The sequence below is a fragment of the Halomonas sp. SpR1 genome (assembly GCF_031010175.1).
In the GTDB taxonomy this organism is placed as follows: domain Bacteria; phylum Pseudomonadota; class Gammaproteobacteria; order Pseudomonadales; family Halomonadaceae; genus Vreelandella.
In genome coordinates this window covers 37,552-53,123 of the sequence record NZ_JAUAMB010000007.1, presented here as the reverse complement: position 1 = coordinate 53,123, position 15,572 = coordinate 37,552, and the positions used below count along the sequence as shown (strand labels likewise).

14 protein-coding genes are annotated in these 15,572 nt (G+C 55.7%); 9 read left to right on the top strand and 5 right to left on the bottom strand.

The features are described from left to right. Positions 1-14: 14 nt before the first annotated feature. Positions 15-1,622, bottom strand: coding sequence for a glucan biosynthesis protein G (locus QT231_RS07285; protein ID WP_308336250.1), 1,608 nt, complete (start codon positions 1,620-1,622; stop codon positions 15-17). 224 nt (positions 1,623-1,846) lie between these two features. Between QT231_RS07285 and QT231_RS07280 the strand changes: the two genes are divergently transcribed. Then, entirely contained in the window at positions 1,847-3,481 is a 1,635-nt protein-coding gene (locus QT231_RS07280) for an alkaline phosphatase (RefSeq protein ID WP_308336249.1), read from the top strand. Beyond that, positions 3,478-4,887: a mannose-1-phosphate guanylyltransferase/mannose-6-phosphate isomerase gene (locus QT231_RS07275; RefSeq protein ID WP_308336248.1), complete on the top strand. Its 1,410-nt coding sequence runs from the start codon at positions 3,478-3,480 to the stop codon at positions 4,885-4,887. The genes QT231_RS07280 and QT231_RS07275 overlap by 4 nt, the downstream gene beginning before the upstream one ends. 19 nt (positions 4,888-4,906) lie before the next feature. Here the strand turns inward: QT231_RS07275 and QT231_RS07270 are convergent, their stop codons facing one another. The 4 genes from QT231_RS07270 to QT231_RS07255 form a co-directional block, all read right to left on the bottom strand. Next, complete coding sequence (locus tag QT231_RS07270; protein WP_308336247.1) at positions 4,907-5,257, bottom strand: hypothetical protein; 351 nt, start codon at positions 5,255-5,257, stop codon at positions 4,907-4,909. A gap of 19 nt (positions 5,258-5,276) precedes the next feature. After that, positions 5,277-6,212, bottom strand: coding sequence for a lysophospholipid acyltransferase family protein (locus QT231_RS07265; RefSeq protein WP_308336246.1), 936 nt, complete (start codon positions 6,210-6,212; stop codon positions 5,277-5,279). Positions 6,213-6,214: 2 nt separating this feature from the next. Further along, positions 6,215-6,601, bottom strand: a complete 387-nt coding sequence (locus QT231_RS07260) for a DUF4870 domain-containing protein (protein WP_308336245.1) — start codon at positions 6,599-6,601, stop codon at positions 6,215-6,217. 113 nt (positions 6,602-6,714) lie between these two features. Continuing rightward, entirely contained in the window at positions 6,715-7,098 is a 384-nt protein-coding gene (locus tag QT231_RS07255; RefSeq protein WP_308336244.1) for a VOC family protein, read from the bottom strand. A gap of 40 nt (positions 7,099-7,138) precedes the next feature. Between QT231_RS07255 and QT231_RS07250 the strand changes: the two genes are divergently transcribed. The 7 genes from QT231_RS07250 to QT231_RS07220 all read left to right on the top strand — a co-directional run bounded on the left by QT231_RS07250 (position 7,139) and on the right by QT231_RS07220 (position 15,530). Then, positions 7,139-7,783, top strand: a complete 645-nt coding sequence (locus QT231_RS07250) for a class I SAM-dependent methyltransferase (RefSeq protein ID WP_308336243.1) — start codon at positions 7,139-7,141, stop codon at positions 7,781-7,783. A 168-nt stretch (positions 7,784-7,951) separates the two neighbouring features. After that, on the top strand, positions 7,952-9,325 hold the full coding sequence (locus QT231_RS07245) for an MFS transporter (protein WP_308336242.1): 1,374 nt from the start codon (positions 7,952-7,954) through the stop codon (positions 9,323-9,325). Positions 9,326-9,449: 124 nt separating this feature from the next. Then, complete coding sequence (locus QT231_RS07240; RefSeq protein ID WP_308336241.1) at positions 9,450-11,237, top strand: acyl-CoA dehydrogenase; 1,788 nt, start codon at positions 9,450-9,452, stop codon at positions 11,235-11,237. A 139-nt stretch (positions 11,238-11,376) separates the two neighbouring features. Further along, complete coding sequence (locus QT231_RS07235; RefSeq protein ID WP_308336240.1) at positions 11,377-13,005, top strand: acyl-CoA synthetase; 1,629 nt, start codon at positions 11,377-11,379, stop codon at positions 13,003-13,005. 23 nt (positions 13,006-13,028) lie between these two features. Then, positions 13,029-13,877 carry a 3-hydroxybutyryl-CoA dehydrogenase gene (locus tag QT231_RS07230; protein ID WP_374694383.1) on the top strand — a complete coding sequence of 283 codons (849 nt, stop codon included), beginning with the start codon at positions 13,029-13,031 and terminating at the stop codon, positions 13,875-13,877. Between the two features lie 117 nt (positions 13,878-13,994). Then, positions 13,995-14,768: an enoyl-CoA hydratase-related protein gene (locus QT231_RS07225; RefSeq protein WP_308336239.1), complete on the top strand. Its 774-nt coding sequence runs from the start codon at positions 13,995-13,997 to the stop codon at positions 14,766-14,768. A 144-nt stretch (positions 14,769-14,912) separates the two neighbouring features. Next, on the top strand, positions 14,913-15,530 hold the full coding sequence (locus QT231_RS07220) for a LysE family translocator (RefSeq protein WP_308336238.1): 618 nt from the start codon (positions 14,913-14,915) through the stop codon (positions 15,528-15,530). Positions 15,531-15,572: the final 42 nt, after the last annotated feature.

Here is a 15,572-nt window from a genome sequence, read left to right as displayed (position 1 = left end):
TTGCTTTAGCAGCGTTATTGGTCATCGGGGTACCACACGTAATTCCAGGTTTCGCTAATCGGCTCGTCGTTTAAGGTGAGCCTGAGACGAACATCGCTGGGTTGATCGCTGGCGGGCAGACGGAAGCTAGCCCGCCAGCCATTGTTAGGTAGCGCGGTGACCTGAGGCAGCAGCACCTCGCCTTGCTGGGCGCTGATAGCCAACTCCACAGGCTGGTCGGGGCTAATATCCGCTAACGCGCCACCCTGAAAGTCGACGATAAATTGGCGTTGGTCTTGCGAGGAGGAGTCCGCTTGTCCTGGCACACCTGCGCTGCCATGGCGAGTGCGAATGACACGACCGAGATCATGCGTTTCTGGCTGGGTATTCAGCGTGTGGGTGAGGTAATGCAATCGGCGGGATTCCCCTGCATCCAGCGTATCGTCTGCGACCCAGTAGGCGACGATATTGTCGTGGGTCTCATCGGGGGTCGGAATCTCGACAAGCTCCACGTGACCCGGGCCCCACTCATCCAGCGGTACAACCCACTGGCTGGGGCGGCGGTGGTACTGGGCTTCGGTGTCTAAATAGCGGTTAAAGTCACGCTCCCGCTGCATTAACCCAAAGCCCTGGGGGGAGTCGTCGATAAAAGCCGATGTACGCAGATGAGAGGGGTTGCTCAGCGGGCGCCAGATCCACTCATCGCTACCGGTATGTATCAGCAGCCCGTCGGAGTCGTGTACCTGGGGCCGAAAATCGTCCGGCCGCTGGCGGCTGGCCTCACCGTAAGTGAACATACTGGTGAGCGGCGCGACACCTAGTTTGGCAATATCTTCACGGGCAAAGAGTTCGGCCTCGACCTCTACCTGGGTATTCTCACCGGGTTGGATAACAAACCGGTAGGCACCGCTGACCGAGGGGCTATCCATTAACGCCAATAGCTCAATCTGTTCGCTAGTCGCGTCGGGTTTATATAACCAAAACTCGCGAAAGGCCGGGAACTCTTCGCCCTCGGGAGACGCCGTATCGATTGCCAGACCTCGGGTGGAGAGTCCGTACGCCTGGTCACGCCCCACAATCCGGAAGTAGCTGGCACCCAAAAACACCGCAAATTCATCGGCATAGTCGTCGTTATTGAGTGGGTAGTGGAGGCGAAACCCCGCATGGTCGCTGCCGGTTAAGTCTTGCTCTTTTAGCGTTGCGGCATTGCCATCGTAGGAGTAGTCCTCTGCAGAAAAGGGCAGCGGCGTTACCGTGTCATTGTCGATAACGTTCAAGGTAACCGGGGTTTGAAACAGAAAGCCGCTATGAAATAGCTGCAAGCTAAAGGGGCTTTCGTCCTTCCAGTAGGCGTGTTCGGGGTCAAAGCGGATTTGCCGGTAAGTATCGTAGTCAAGCTCCCGTAACACCTCAGGCAGTGTTTCTTGCGGGGCTTGATAAGCCTCTTCAGCCAGCTGTTGGGCGCGTTCAATAACCTCACTAAAATGTTGATCATCTTCGGCAAACGCCGGTAAGGCTAGCGTACAGCTGAGTAAAATTATCCATTGATTAACTCGCCATTTATCAGTTCGCCATTTATCAGCTCGCCATTTACCAACCGACCCTCTAGCAACCTGCCTTATATCAACATAGCTACAACGCATAAGCGAAATCCTTTCCGGTGAAGACCTGCAAAAACGCATGGCCAAGCAAAGCGTGTAATCTTTACACAATAACTATACGATAAAACATTGCAGTACATGATAGTTGTGTTTTTCAGCAGCCTTATTCCTTGCTCTCTTGTCTGGTGACTGGGTACAGCTCTGCTTTGAGACTAAAGGGTATATCTTTGAAACTGTCAGCTAAAGCAGGCAAACATGAGGGGGCAATGAGTCGATTAATATTAACGCTGCTAATACTGAATTTCCTACTCATCGTGCCACTTTGGTGGCGCTTTGGCGATATCAGTACGCACCTGCTCGCTTGGGAGGCGCTGATTATCACGCCACTCATGCTACTGCTCCCCGCTGGACGCGCGCGCCGTATCGTAGCGATTGGGCTGGTCTGTTGGGTGGTGCTGGCAACCGCCGCTAATCTAGGCACTGCCGCCACCCAAATGGCCTTTGCCCGGCCACTCAACCTCTATTTTGATGTGCCTCTGCTGCGCTCAATTTATCACCTGCTAGTAGGTAATGTAGGTCAACTGTTGGCAGTTTGCGCAATGCTGGCAGGGGTTGCCTTGTTGCTCGCCATCACACTAATTTTGGTGCGCCTGCTGCTGCCACCCGTAGCCTACTCTGTTAAGCGGCTGCCTGGTGCGGTGGCGTTAACGCTGCTAATCATTGCCACTACCAGCGCGGCGCTTGAGCTTAATGGAATCCGACTAGTGGATAGTGCACGTTTACCGATGGTGGACACGACACGCTTTCAGTGGCAGCAAATGACCGATACCCACGCCGCTCGCCTCGCCTTTACCGCTCAGTTGGAAGCCGCGCCGCTGGAAGCCCAGCCGCTACCGGGGCTTGAAGGCCGTAATGTACTGCTCACCTTTATTGAGTCCTACGGTATCTCGGCGCTGGATAATCCACGTTATTCCGGCGTTCTGCTGCCTACGCTAGCCGAGATGCAGCAGCGGCTGGATGAGCGCGACCTCCACGTGGTTTCTGGTATGTTGGCAGCGCCTATTCGCGGTGGGCAGTCCTGGCTGGCTCACGCGACGGCCCTCAGTGGTCGATGGATCGACAATCAGTTGTGGTATCGGTTGATGCTCGACAGCGGTCACTCCACTTTGATCGATGATTTTCGTGCCACCGGTCAGCGCACCCTGAGTGTGATGCCCGCGATTACCCTGGCTTGGCCGGAAGGAGAGGCCTACGGTTTTGATGAAATTGCCGCAGCGAATGATATCGCCTATGCCGGGCCTGCTCTCAACTGGGTCACCATGCCAGATCAGTTTACCCTCGATTATACCCAGCGCTACTTGCTGGGCGAGACGCCGGTGTTTGCTCAGTTAGCATTGATCTCCAGTCATGCACCCTGGACGCCGATTCTGCCGGTATTGGAGGATTGGTCATCGATTGGCGATGGACATATTTTTGCCCCCTGGGGGAGCGCCGGCGACCCGCCTGAAGTGCTGTGGCAGGACATCGAGCGCATTCGCGACCACTACGCCTGGTCAGTGGACTACGCTGTAAAAGTCACTGGCCGCTGGGCCGAGCGCGTAGTGGATGATAATACCCTGATGATTGTGCTGGGAGACCATCAAGCCGCGCCGCTAATTACCGGTGACGATGCCAGCGCGGCAGTACCGGTGCATATTATTAGTGGCGACCCTGAGCTAGTGGCGCCCTTTATAAAGCGTGGCTTTGTTCCCGGCACCCTGCCTGCGCTCGAAGAGGTGAGCAGTGCGCCTAGAATGAGCCAGTTACGCCACTGGCTACATGCCGATTTTGGAGAGTTAGCAGTGGGTGTAGCCGCTGATTCACGGTTAGCCCCTGTTTCAAAGACAAGGACGCAGCAATGATTCAGCCAGTGATTTTAAGTGGAGGCAGCGGCACACGGCTATGGCCGCTTTCCAGGGAACAGATGCCGAAACAGTTTTTGTGTTTAACCTCTTCCCAGAGCCTGCTCCAACAAACTCTAAGCCGCTTAGCCGGTTTAACCGACACAGCGCCGATGCTGATGGGCCATCATAGCCATCGCTTTTTAATGGCTGAACAGCTGCGCGAAATGGATCAAACCGCTACCGTGGTGCTTGAGCCTGAAGGCCGCAATACCGCCCCGGCCATTGCCTGTGCGGCACTGTTGGCGCGTCACACTGGCGATGACCCGCTGCTGCTAGTGCTTCCGGCTGATCATGTGATCGGTGATGTACAGGCGTTCCAGCACAGTGTTTCATTGGCCGTACCGTTAGCCGAAGCAGGTTACCTCGTTACCTTCGGCGTTGTACCCACACAGCCTGAAACGGGTTACGGCTATATTGCCTGCGGCGAGCCACTGGAAGGTGGTCACCATCTTGCCGCTTTTATTGAAAAACCGGACGCCAAGCGTGCTGCAGCGTTAGTCGAAGGCGGCAATTACCTGTGGAACAGCGGTATGTTTCTGCTGCGTGCCTCCAGTTATTTAGACCACCTAAAGCGGTTACAGCCAAAGATGTTTGAGGCATGCGTGGAGGCGGTTGACGGAGCGCACCGGGACTTGGATTTTCTACGCTTGGGCGAAGCGGCGTTTCGACGCTGCCCGGCTGACTCCATTGATTATGCGGTGATGGAGCACTGTGATCGCGCTGCTGTGGTGCCTTTGGCAGCCGATTGGAGTGATATCGGCAGTTTCGATGCGCTATGGGCAACCGTTACGCCTGATGCTGCGGGCAATGTCACCAAAGGCGATACCTGGCTGACCGATACGCAAGATTCGTTAGTGTTTGGCGAGCATCGCTTGGTAGCCACACTGGGTGTGGATAATCTGATTGTCGTGGAGACATCGGATTGCGTACTGGTGGCTCATCGCAATCAGGCGCAGCAGGTAAAGCAACTGGTGACATCGCTTATCCGGGCGGGTCGCAATGAACCATGTACGGCGGCCCAGGTACAGCGCCCCTGGGGCAGTTTTCAGGCGATGGACAGCGGCGAGCGTTATCAGGTCAAACGTATTACTGTAAAGCCTGGCGGGCGTTTATCGCTGCAGCGCCACCATCACCGGGCTGAACACTGGATCGTGGTGAGAGGAACCGCGCAGGTAACGCTAGAAGAGCGTCGCTTCTTGGTAACTGAAAACCAGTCTACCTATATCCCTATTGGGGCACTGCATCGGCTGGAAAACACCGGCAAAATCCCCCTTGAACTGATCGAGGTGCAGTCGGGTAGCTATCTGGGCGAAGACGATATTGAGCGTCTAGATGATGTTTACGCTCGCGATAGCAATGAGTGAAGGGTGGGGAGCACGCGGCTTACCAAAGCCAGCTGGCAGGGCGTGCCGGTGTTAGCCCTTTGCGAACACTGATCCAGCCGAGCAGGCAGCGCACCCCCAGCCATACTGCTAGCAGTGGCCAGAGTAGGGTGCCATCTATCACAATGCTGAGCAGAAAGGCTATGCAGGCATACAGCGTGCCAATCCAAAAGGTGCGGATCAGGTAACGATAGTGCTGCTGCAGCCAGGGGGCTGCTTCTTTACGATAAACATAGGCGATGATTACGCCAATCAGCAGGGTGATATTGGCAGTGACAATGCCTGCTAAGTAGAGTGCGTAAATTATCTGTGGCGCGCGCATCTCATCGCGAGGTATATAATTTTGCGTCATCACTCCTCTCTTTTTCAGCCTAATAAAGACGATAGTCACGAAAATTGGCTAGATTTTGCTGCTCCTGCACGACTTTACGGTAGCGTTTGTACTCCCATTGATACTGTGCCGGTTCCAGGGCAATCGCGCTCTCTACGCAAGCGTTGACACCGGTGGCAGACTGTACATCATCGTCACTATAGACCCGCTCGTCAGCATCCAGAAAATGGATTTCAAAGCCTTTACCCGGGATACGTAGCGCTATACCGGTGACTACCCGTGCCTGAGTCCGGGCGACCAGCTTGGGTAGCAGGGTGGCGGTGTAGGCCTCGCGGCCAAAGAACGGTGCAAAAACACCGCTGCCCCAATCGGGTTCCTGATCAGGAAGTATGCCAATCGCTTCGCTGCGTTTAAGCGCTTTAAGCAGTGCCGCCACACCGCGGGGGTTGGTGGGTACAAGACTTGCCCCCATACGTTCGCGACCATGACGAATGACCGGGTCGAGGTCGATGATTTTGGGTGGCTCGTACATTGCAGTGAAAGGGAAATGGCTCGATAGCCAGAAGTTAAGCACCTCCCAGTTGCCGAAGTGTGGGGCAAGTACAATTACGCCGCGGCCTTCGCTGCGAGCGTTGTCGAGTTTCTCGCGACCATGTACCGCTAAAATGCTGGCTTCTACTTTATCAGGCTCTGCCATCCAGGCGTGGCCCAACTCTATCATCGTAGCCGTTGAGTGACGCAAGCTATGGTGAGCAAGGGACTTACGTTCTAAAGCAGAGAGGCGAGGGTAAACGATGTTTAGGTTGCGCTCTGTCACCTCGCGCTCACGCTTCTTAAAGCGGTAAATCAGGGGGCCGAGCGCCGAAGCAATACGCCATAGACGAGCAAGCGGCCAGCGTGCTAGCTGACGCCATAGCCAACTGATTACACTGGCTTTGGAAAAACGTTTAGTGTTTTTAGCCCCCTGTATTGCCATCGTTAAATCAACCAAGTGTCTACGTTGGAAGGCGCGCGTTTTTCTTGCAGCCCTTTAAAACCTTTAACACAGCGAATAATGAACCACACGGCTAGCGCCAGCAAAAGCGGGAAACCGATCAGTATCAGGGTCAAGAGTGAAAACACAATGCCGTACACCAACCCCATCCAGAAAGTGCGAATCTGATAGCGGTAGTGCTCGTCCAGCCACGTAGGGCCTTTGCCTTTATAGACATAAGCGATGACCACACCAATAATCGACGTAAAGCCAAGGACAAAACTAGCCAGATAGAGCGCGTAGATCACCATGGCCATGGTGGTATCGGGCTGATGTTCCTCTTCGCTGATGACGTTGCCTTCGAGTGGAGAATCAGTTTCCTTATCAAGCATAATGTTTCCTTTCGACAGATCTGTATAAGTGCGGTGGCGGGTAATAATGCCTCGCACATCAGGGCGCGCTGTTTAAGCGCGACATATGATACCTGGGTTCATTAGACTTAGCATTAACGTGAGGCGGGGCGGCATATCTCTAACAGGTTGCCGTCCGGGTCGCGCAGGTAGAGGGATTCAATCGGGCCATTGGCGCCTTGGCGAGCCACGGGGCCTAGTTCTACGTCAATCGCCAGTGCATCTAAGTGCTGCTTGAACTCATCCAGCGGCAGCTGGCAACGCAGGCATAAATCGAGGCTGCCGGGCGTGGGTGTCGCTGAAATGGGGGCAATGTCAGTATCTGTTTGATGCAGGCGTAGTGCCGTATCCCCGAGCATTAAGTCGACCCTTTGAGCATCGCGATAGCGTACGTCTAAGCCTAAAACCCGCGAGTAAAAATCCACTGCACGACTGATGTCGGTCACGGTAACAACAAGATGATCCAGACCTGATAGCATGCCACCTTCCTTAATACATAACGTTAAACCAGAGAATACAATGATGCGCCGCTGTCCGCTTTGCGCTGAATACACTACTGCGCTCTACCACCGGGATCGGCGTCGTGACTACTACCAGTGTGCCACGTGCAAGCTGGTATTTGTCCCCCCCGAGCAGCATTTAAGCGCCGCTGCAGAAAAGGCCGAATACGATAAACATCAAAACTCGCCGCATGATACGGGATATCGACGCTTTTTAGGGCGTTTATTTATCCCGCTATTAGCGAAGCTCTCACCCAACGCCCGTGGGCTCGATTTTGGCTCTGGGCCAGGGCCTACGCTGTCGGTAATGTTTGCCGAGCAGGGCTTCCCGATGGCTCTTTACGACCCTTTTTACGCTCCCGATGCCTCAGCTTTGACACAAATATATGATTTTATCACCGCAACAGAAGTGGTTGAGCACTTGTCGCAGCCTGGTCAGGTGCTCACTCAATTAGTGGCTCAACTGGCACCCGGCGGCTATCTAGGGCTGATGACCAAGCGCGTCTCTTCACCGGAAGCTTTTGCCCGCTGGCACTATATTAGCGATCCCACGCATATCAGCTTTTTTAGTGAGGAGACCTTTCGCTGGTGGGCACAAAAGAATAGTTTAGTAGTGGAATTTCCTGGGCCAGACGTGGTTATTCTATACAAAACGCTAACGTGAACAATTGTAACGTTAGAAAAGCATTGACTTTGCCCCCTTGAGGGTAATAATTGCGCGCCGCTATCCCGGCCTGACTCGATGTGCCAGGTGAGATAACGGTTTCTGTGAACACATTTATCTGCGTTTTCACTCCTGTTTTTCACTACTTTTAGGCAAGACGAGGTTTTCATGTCGCGGCAACTGCTAGCCATGGCGCTAGCGCCCCTGTTAGGGCTCTTCATTCTCGGGATTGGCAACGGTTTTCTCGCCACCTTAATTACCGTGCGCTTGGATGCCGCCGGTGAGTCGGCCACGGTCATCGGTATTGTGTCGTCGGCTTACTTTATCGGTTTAGCCTTAGGCGCCATGGTGAATGACCGCCTGTTGCTGCGCATTGGCCATATTCGCGCCTACGGCAGTTTTGCCTCATTAGTCGCCGTTACGGTGTTGCTACAAGGCTTGTTCTTCGACCCCTGGGCGTGGTTTGTGCTTCGCCTGATCGGCGGCTGGGCCACGGTGGGGGTGTATCTGGTCATTGAAAGCTGGCTGCTGACGTCAGGCGACCAAAAGGTTCGTGGCCGCCTACTGGCGCTGTATATGATTTCGCTATATGCCGCTGGGGTATTGGGTCAACTGCTGCTGGGTGTGACCGATGCCATGGGCGTGACCGCCCCGTTTATGGTAATTGGGCTATTGGCCTCGTTGTCTGTGCTGCCGATGGCGATGATACCTCGTGTATCACCTATTATTGAACACGCTGAACCGCTTCCTCCTCACCGTTTGATCACGCTGACCCCCACCGGCGTGATGGGCAGCTTAGGCTCCGGGATGGTCGTCGCAGCAGCGTATACCCTGTTGCCGCTTTATCTGCAGCGCATTGGTATGAGCGTCAACCAAGTGGGGCAGATGATGGCGGTAGTGATTATGGGCGCGATGCTGCTGCAGTACCCTATTGGCCGCTGGTCGGATCGTCATGACCGACAGATGGTGTTGATCGGCATTAGTGGTTTCTGTGTGCTGATCTCGGCGGCGATGCTCTGGCTGCCGCTTTCGACGCCAATGCTGGCGGTGCTGCTGTTCTTGCTTGGCGGTGGGGTATTTGCGCTCTACCCGGTTGCGGTGAGTCACGCGGCCGATCGCGCTCCCGCAGGGGCACTTGTGCGCATGAGCCAAGGCTTGCTGCTGATCAACTCGATTGGCGCCACGATCAGCCCGCTGATGATCTCCCCGGTGATGACCGCCATGGGGGATGCGGGTCTGTTCTGGGCTTTCGGCTCACTCAGCCTCTTCTTCTTAATGTTCTTCTCCTGGCGGCGTAGCGTACGCCCAGCGCCGGTGCCTGTGGCACCCTTTACACCAACGACGCCCATGACCGCTGCAGGTGCTGAGCTGGTGGTCACCGAGGAGTTGATTCAGGGGGCGCTGGAGCACGAGCACTTGGAGGATCTCTCCGATGCCGTATGGGATGTGGAGGCCGCCGAACCGGTGGTAGGGCCACCCGCGGAAGATGAAAGCCATATCACTTACTATGATGATGTGGAACAAGTAAACAAGCGAAAATAAAATGCAGCGAAGACGTTGTCGGTAGCAGGTGATACCTTGGGCTAATGGTGTAGGTGAGAGAGTATTACTACTATCTAGGGCATACTTTCAAACAATTGTTTAATTTTTCAGCCCGAGGTTCGCCATGAATGTTTACGCCGCACCGGTACGCGATTTGCGCTTTGTGCTCGAAGAGCTATTAGCGCACCGCTCGCTCAGACTGCCGGGCTTTGAAGAAGCCACGCCCGATCTGATTGAGGCGGTGCTCGAAGAGGCCGCAAAGCTAGCCGGTGACGTCTGGGGGCCACTTAACAAGATTGGCGATCAGCAGGGAGCCCAGCGCCACACCGACGGCAGCGTGACCACACCGGAGGGCTTCGCGGCGGCTTACCAGGCGTATGTCGAAGGCGGCTGGAACGGTATTGGCGTATCAGAGGCTCTGGGTGGCCAGAACCTCCCTGAAGTGGTCGCTAGCGCGGTGCAGGAGATGCTTCACGGTGCCAATATGGCGCTGGGTCTCTGCCCCATGCTGACCGCCGGGGCCATCGAGGCGCTGGCCCATCACGGCAGCGATGAATTAAAAGCGACTTACTTGCCCAAACTGGTGGAAGGCACCTGGGCGGGCACCATGAACCTGACCGAATCCCAGGCGGGCTCAGATCTCTCCCAAGTGCGCACTCGCGCGGTGCCTGAAAACGACCACTACCGCATCAGCGGCCAGAAGATCTATATTACCTGGGGCGAGCACGACGCCGCCGAAAACATTATCCACCTGGTGTTGGCCCGCAAACCTGATGCGCCGCAAGGCAATAAAGGCATTTCGCTGTTTCTGGTGCCCAAATTCCTGGTTAACGACGACGGCTCGCTGGGCGAGCGCAACGACGTCACCTGTGCGTCTATTGAGCACAAACTGGGCATTCACGGCTCGCCCACCTGTACCCTCAGCTTTGGCGAACACGGCGGCGCCATAGGCTACTTGGTTGGTGAAGAGGGGCGTGGTCTTAACCATATGTTCACCATGATGAACGAGGCACGCCACAAAGTCGGCATTCAAGGCATTGGCGTGGCCGAGCGCGCCTGCCAGCACGCCTTTGCCTACGCCTTGGAGCGCACTCAGGGCCGCTCCCCCAAAGCACGCGGCGGTGAGAATTGTACTATTAGCGACCACTTGGACGTGCGCCGTATGCTGCTCTCCATGCGTTCGCGTACCGATGCGCTGCGCGCCCTGGCGCTCTACTGCGCCGCCGAGTTGGATACCGCCCGTCACGCTGAAAGTAACGATGCTCGCCAAGCGGCCCAGGCCCGCGCGGATATTTTGATTCCGGTGATTAAAAGCTTCTCTACCGATCAAGCGGTGGATATCGCCTCCGTGGGCATTCAAGTACACGGAGGCATGGGCTACGTGGAAGAGACCGGCGCCGCCCAACTACTGCGCGATGCGCGCATTGCGCCGATTTACGAAGGCACCAACGGTATCCAGGCGCTTGATCTGGCAGGGCGTAAGCTCCAGCGTGACAACGGCGAAGCGCTCACCATGCTGCTGTATGACGTGGCTGCCACCGTGGAGCAGCTAAACGCCGACCCAGCACTAAAAGCGCTGGGCAGGGGCTTGGCCGCAGGCTTGAACGATTTAAAAGCCGCCCAAGCGCTAGTGCTAAAACAAGGCAGCGATCCTGAAACCGGCCCAGACGCAGTGCAGGCCTACGCTACGCCGTTTCTCACATTGGCAGGCCACGTGCTGTGTGCATGGCAAATGGGTCAGGCGGCGCTTAGTGCCCAGGCCGCCCTTAACAACGGCAGCGATGATCCCTTCTATACTGCCAAGATACGCAGCGCCGAATTTGCGATTACTCAATGGCTGCCGGTAGGCCGCGCCCAGCGGGCGGTGATTGAGGCGGGTATACAGTGTTTAAGCGAATTTGAGGTTCACTAACGCTAATTTTTTCAGTCAGCACCGCCGCCCTATGAGGCGGCGGTGCTGTTTCTATACTATCAAAACAACCAATTAAAACGAACGCTTTTACTAATACCGACTTCAACAACACGCTTAATAATAAGACCAGGAGCCGACCATGACCGCTATTTTCGAGCAAGGCTTACCCAAAACCGTAGCCAACCATGTACCCCTTTCCCCGCTGACCTTTATCGAGCGCTCGGCGTCGATCTATCCCGACTACCCTGCGGTGGTTCATGGCCGCACGCGGCGTACCTGGGGCGAGACCTGGACGCGCTGCCGCCAGCTTGCCTCTGCGCTCGAAAAGCGGGGGATTCAGCCGGGCCAGACCGTAGCAGCGATGCTGCCTAATATTCCAGCGATGTTTGAAGCGCACTTCGGTGTGCCGCTGGCTGGCTGCGTATTAAACACGCTGAATATTCGCCTGGATGCCGAGGCGATCAGCTATATGCTGGAGCACGGCGAGGCCAAAGCCATTCTGGTCGATCCCGAGTTTGCCGACGTCATCCAGCAAGCCGTTGCCAAGCTTGAGCACAAGCCGCTGATTATCGATGTCGCTGACGTAGAGTTTCTCGGCGACACCCAGGGCATTGGCGAGATCGAGTACGAAGCGCTGCTTGAAGAGGGTGACGCGGAGTTCGCCTACCAACTGCCTGCCGATGAGTGGAATGCGATCTCGCTTAACTACACCTCAGGTACCACCGGCAAGCCCAAAGGCGTGGTTTATCACCACCGCGGTGCTTATCTCAACGCGGTGAGTAACATTATGGAGTGGGCGATGCCCCACCATCCCATCTACCTGTGGACGCTGCCGATGTTCCACTGCAACGGCTGGTGCTTTCCCTGGACGATTGCCGCCAACGCCGGGGTGAACGTCTGCCTACGCCGGGTCGACCCCAAAAAGATCATGCAGTTGATTGCCGATGAAAAGGTCACCCACTTTAGCGGGGCGCCGATTATTCTTAATGGGTTGGTGAATCTGCCCGCTGAAGATAAACGTGAGTTCGATCACCCGGTGAAAGTCACTACTGCCGGTGCCGCGCCGCCTGCCTCGGTGATTGCTGGTGTCGAAAAGCTGGGTATTGAAGTGACTCATGTGTATGGCCTGACTGAAGTGTATGGGCCGGTGACCGTGTGTGCCTGGCGCGAAGCCTGGGATGAGCTGCCGCTGGAAGCCAGGGCCAAGATCAAAGCCCGCCAGGGCGTGCGCTACCATATGCTCGAAGCATTGTGCGTAGCCGACCCGCTTACCCTGGAGCCGGTGCCCAAAGACGGCCAAACCATCGGCGAGATACTAATGCGCGGCAACAACGTCATGAAGGGCTATTTGAAGAACGCCGAAGCGACCGAGCAGGCCTTAGAAGGCGGCTGGTACCACACCGGTGATCTTGCCGTATGGTACCCGGATGGCTATATCGAGATTAAAGACCGCTCCAAGGACATCATTATTTCCGGCGGTGAGAATATCTCAACCATCGAAGTGGAAGATGCTATTTACGGCCATCCTGCGGTCGAAGAGGCGGCAGTCGTGGCCAAGCCCGACGAGAAGTGGGGCGAAACGCCCTGTGCCTTTGTGAAGCTTAAAGTCGGTTACGGCGAAGTCACTGAGGCCGACATTATCGCCCACTGTCGCGAACATCTGGCGGGCTACAAAGTCCCTAAAACAGTCATTTTTAGCGAGCTGCCGAAAACCTCAACGGGCAAGATCCAAAAGTTCGTCCTGCGCGAAGAAGCTAAAAATCATTGATAACGCATTTAAGGAGTGAGGGTATGAGCGACAAAACGATTGGCGTAGTAGGGGCCGGCACAATGGGGCAGGGGATTGCCCAGGTAGTGGCGGCGAGTGGCTTCACCGTTAGGCTCTACGATGTAGCAGAGCAGCAGCTTAGTCGCGCTGAGGCAAATATTGATAAAGGTTTGGGTAAGCTGGTAGCGAAAGAAAAAATCAGTGATGCGGATAAAGACGCTGCCTTGGCGCGCCTTTCGACGACCACGACGCTAGATACGTTGAGTGATTGTGCGGTAATTATTGAAGCTGCTCCGGAACAGCCTGAACTGAAAGAGAAGTTGTTCCGCGACCTAAGCCGTTTAAGCAGCGAGGCCATCTTGGCTTCCAATACATCGTCGCTGTCATTAACTCGCTTAGCGGCCGTTTGCGAACGCCCAGAGCGAGTAGTAGGTATGCATTTTTTCAACCCGGTACCGGTGCTCAAACTGGTGGAGGTGATTCGTGCGGAACAAACGTCAAATGAAACCGTTGAGCGCATTGAACAGCTCGCTATCGCCTTAGGCAAAACCGCTGTTCCCGTGGGTGATGCGCCAGGCTTTGCGGTGAACCGCCTGCTGGTACCGATGATCAACGAAGCCGCGTTTATAGTTCAAGAGGGCACCGCGACGCCGGAAGCAGTCGATGACGCCATGAAGCTAGGCGCCGCCCACCCCATGGGGCCGTTGGCGCTGGCAGATTTAATTGGCCTGGATGTTTGTCTAGCGATTATGGAAGTGCTTCAGGAAGGCTTTGGCGATCCCAAATATCGCCCCTGCCCACTGCTCAAGCGCATGGTGGCCGCGGGCTACCTGGGCCGCAAAAGCGGGCGGGGGTTTTATCACTACGATTAGCTTGCACTGACGTGAAGAGCGCGGCATAAATAAGTCATTGCCACTCAACCAAGCGTTCGCTAGGGTTGAGTGGTACCCACTTTGATATTCCATAACAAATCAAATAAGGAGTCCGCCATGAGCGAAGCAGTGATCGAGAAGGTTGATAACGATGGGATGGTACGACTGACCATCAATCGTCCTAAAGCGCTTAATGCCTTGAACAGCGAAGTGCTCGCCGCGTTGGAAGCGCACCTGGTAGAACTTGAGTCTCATCCCACTCTGCGCGGCGTAGTGATTACCGGCGCGGGCGAGAAGTCTTTTGTAGCGGGTGCTGATATCACCGAGATGCGTGATAAAACGCCCGAAGAGGCGCGGGCCTTCGCTAGCCAGGCGCTGCGTACGATTAAACGTCTTGAGACACTGCCCGTGCCGGTGGTCGCGGTGGTGAACGGGTTTTGCCTTGGTGGCGGCTGCGAATTGGCACTGGCCTGCGACTGGGCCGTAGCCAGCGACAACGCGGTGTTTGGGCAACCGGAAGTATTGCTAGGTGTCATCCCCGGCTTTGGCGGCACCCAGCGCCTGCCGCGCCGCGTTGGCCCCGCCATGGCGATTGATCTGGTCACCACCGGGCGCAAAATCGATGCCCAAGAGGCGCTACGTATCGGCTTGGTGAACCGGGTAATGCCGCAAGCGGAGCTAGAAAACTACGTTGAAGAGTTAGCCAAGCAGCTCAAGGGCAACGGCCCGCAGTCGGTGCGCGGAGCTAAGCAGGCAGTTCACGACGGGATGGATCAAGACCTGGACAGCGCATTGGCGCTGGAAACCAGCCTGTTCGCCTTCTGCTTTGCCGGTGAAGAGCAGAAGGAGGGCATGGCAGCGTTTGTCGAGAAGCGCAAGCCTAGCTTCTAATACCAGTTTCTAAAGCCAGGCTTCTAAAATCAGGCTTCTAGGCTTTTATTCGTTCCAGTTTTACTTATTTAGGGGGTGGCGCTTGCGTCACCTCCGTTTTATGCTCGAAGGCTCTCTACTACTCATCTTGTCGGAGTTGCCAAAATGCAATGGGCCGCGTTTATCCTCGCCGCGCTTGGTTTTGCCTACTTACCTGGGCCTGCGATGCTGTATACCGCAGCGCAAACCCTGGGGCGTGGCCGACGAGCAGGGTGGTTAGCGGTCATGGGGGTGCATATGGGCTGCTATGTCCATGTGATAGCCGCCGCACTTGGGCTGGCGCTGCTGTTTGCGGCGATCCCGCCTGCTTATATCGCCATGAAAATTATCGGCGGGCTTTACTTGCTCTGGATGGGGCTACGGCTATGGCAGCAGGGCATTCGCGCCCATGGCGATGAAGTGCCGTTGGCCACCACTAAACGCGTGCTGCGCGACAGCTTTCTGGTGGAAGTGCTTAACCCTAAAACCGCACTCTTTTTCGTCGCCTTTTTGCCCCAATTTGTGCAGCCCGAGAGCGCGATGCCGGTAGCGTGGCAGTTGCTTTGGCTGGGTATTGCCACCAATGTACTGTTCTCCTCTGCGGATGTTGTGGTGGTTCTGCTTGCTAGCCCACTGCGGGCGTGGCTACAAAGATCCCAAGGCTCTTCCCGCCTCATTCAGCGTATAGGCGGCGGCGTATTGATGGGATTAGGCGGTAACACGTTGGCTCAAGCGGCGCGATAAGGATGCCTGCCCAAATCAGCTAATTCTATATCTTCTTATAAG

Coding starts and splice junctions, on each gene's coding strand:
- QT231_RS07255 (WP_308336244.1), bottom strand. CDS start 7,098: ATGCTATCAGGTCTGGATCATCTTGTTGTTACCGTGACCGACATCAGT.
- QT231_RS07245 (WP_308336242.1), top strand. CDS start 7,952: ATGTCGCGGCAACTGCTAGCCATGGCGCTAGCGCCCCTGTTAGGGCTC.
- QT231_RS07285 (WP_308336250.1), bottom strand. CDS start 1,622: ATGCGTTGTAGCTATGTTGATATAAGGCAGGTTGCTAGAGGGTCGGTT.
- QT231_RS07230 (WP_374694383.1), top strand. CDS start 13,029: ATGAGCGACAAAACGATTGGCGTAGTAGGGGCCGGCACAATGGGGCAG.
- QT231_RS07260 (WP_308336245.1), bottom strand. CDS start 6,601: ATGCTTGATAAGGAAACTGATTCTCCACTCGAAGGCAACGTCATCAGC.
- QT231_RS07265 (WP_308336246.1), bottom strand. CDS start 6,212: ATGGCAATACAGGGGGCTAAAAACACTAAACGTTTTTCCAAAGCCAGT.
- QT231_RS07225 (WP_308336239.1), top strand. CDS start 13,995: ATGAGCGAAGCAGTGATCGAGAAGGTTGATAACGATGGGATGGTACGA.
- QT231_RS07270 (WP_308336247.1), bottom strand. CDS start 5,257: ATGACGCAAAATTATATACCTCGCGATGAGATGCGCGCGCCACAGATA.
- QT231_RS07250 (WP_308336243.1), top strand. CDS start 7,139: ATGATGCGCCGCTGTCCGCTTTGCGCTGAATACACTACTGCGCTCTAC.
- QT231_RS07240 (WP_308336241.1), top strand. CDS start 9,450: ATGAATGTTTACGCCGCACCGGTACGCGATTTGCGCTTTGTGCTCGAA.
- QT231_RS07235 (WP_308336240.1), top strand. CDS start 11,377: ATGACCGCTATTTTCGAGCAAGGCTTACCCAAAACCGTAGCCAACCAT.
- QT231_RS07275 (WP_308336248.1), top strand. CDS start 3,478: ATGATTCAGCCAGTGATTTTAAGTGGAGGCAGCGGCACACGGCTATGG.
- QT231_RS07220 (WP_308336238.1), top strand. CDS start 14,913: ATGCAATGGGCCGCGTTTATCCTCGCCGCGCTTGGTTTTGCCTACTTA.
- QT231_RS07280 (WP_308336249.1), top strand. CDS start 1,847: ATGAGTCGATTAATATTAACGCTGCTAATACTGAATTTCCTACTCATC.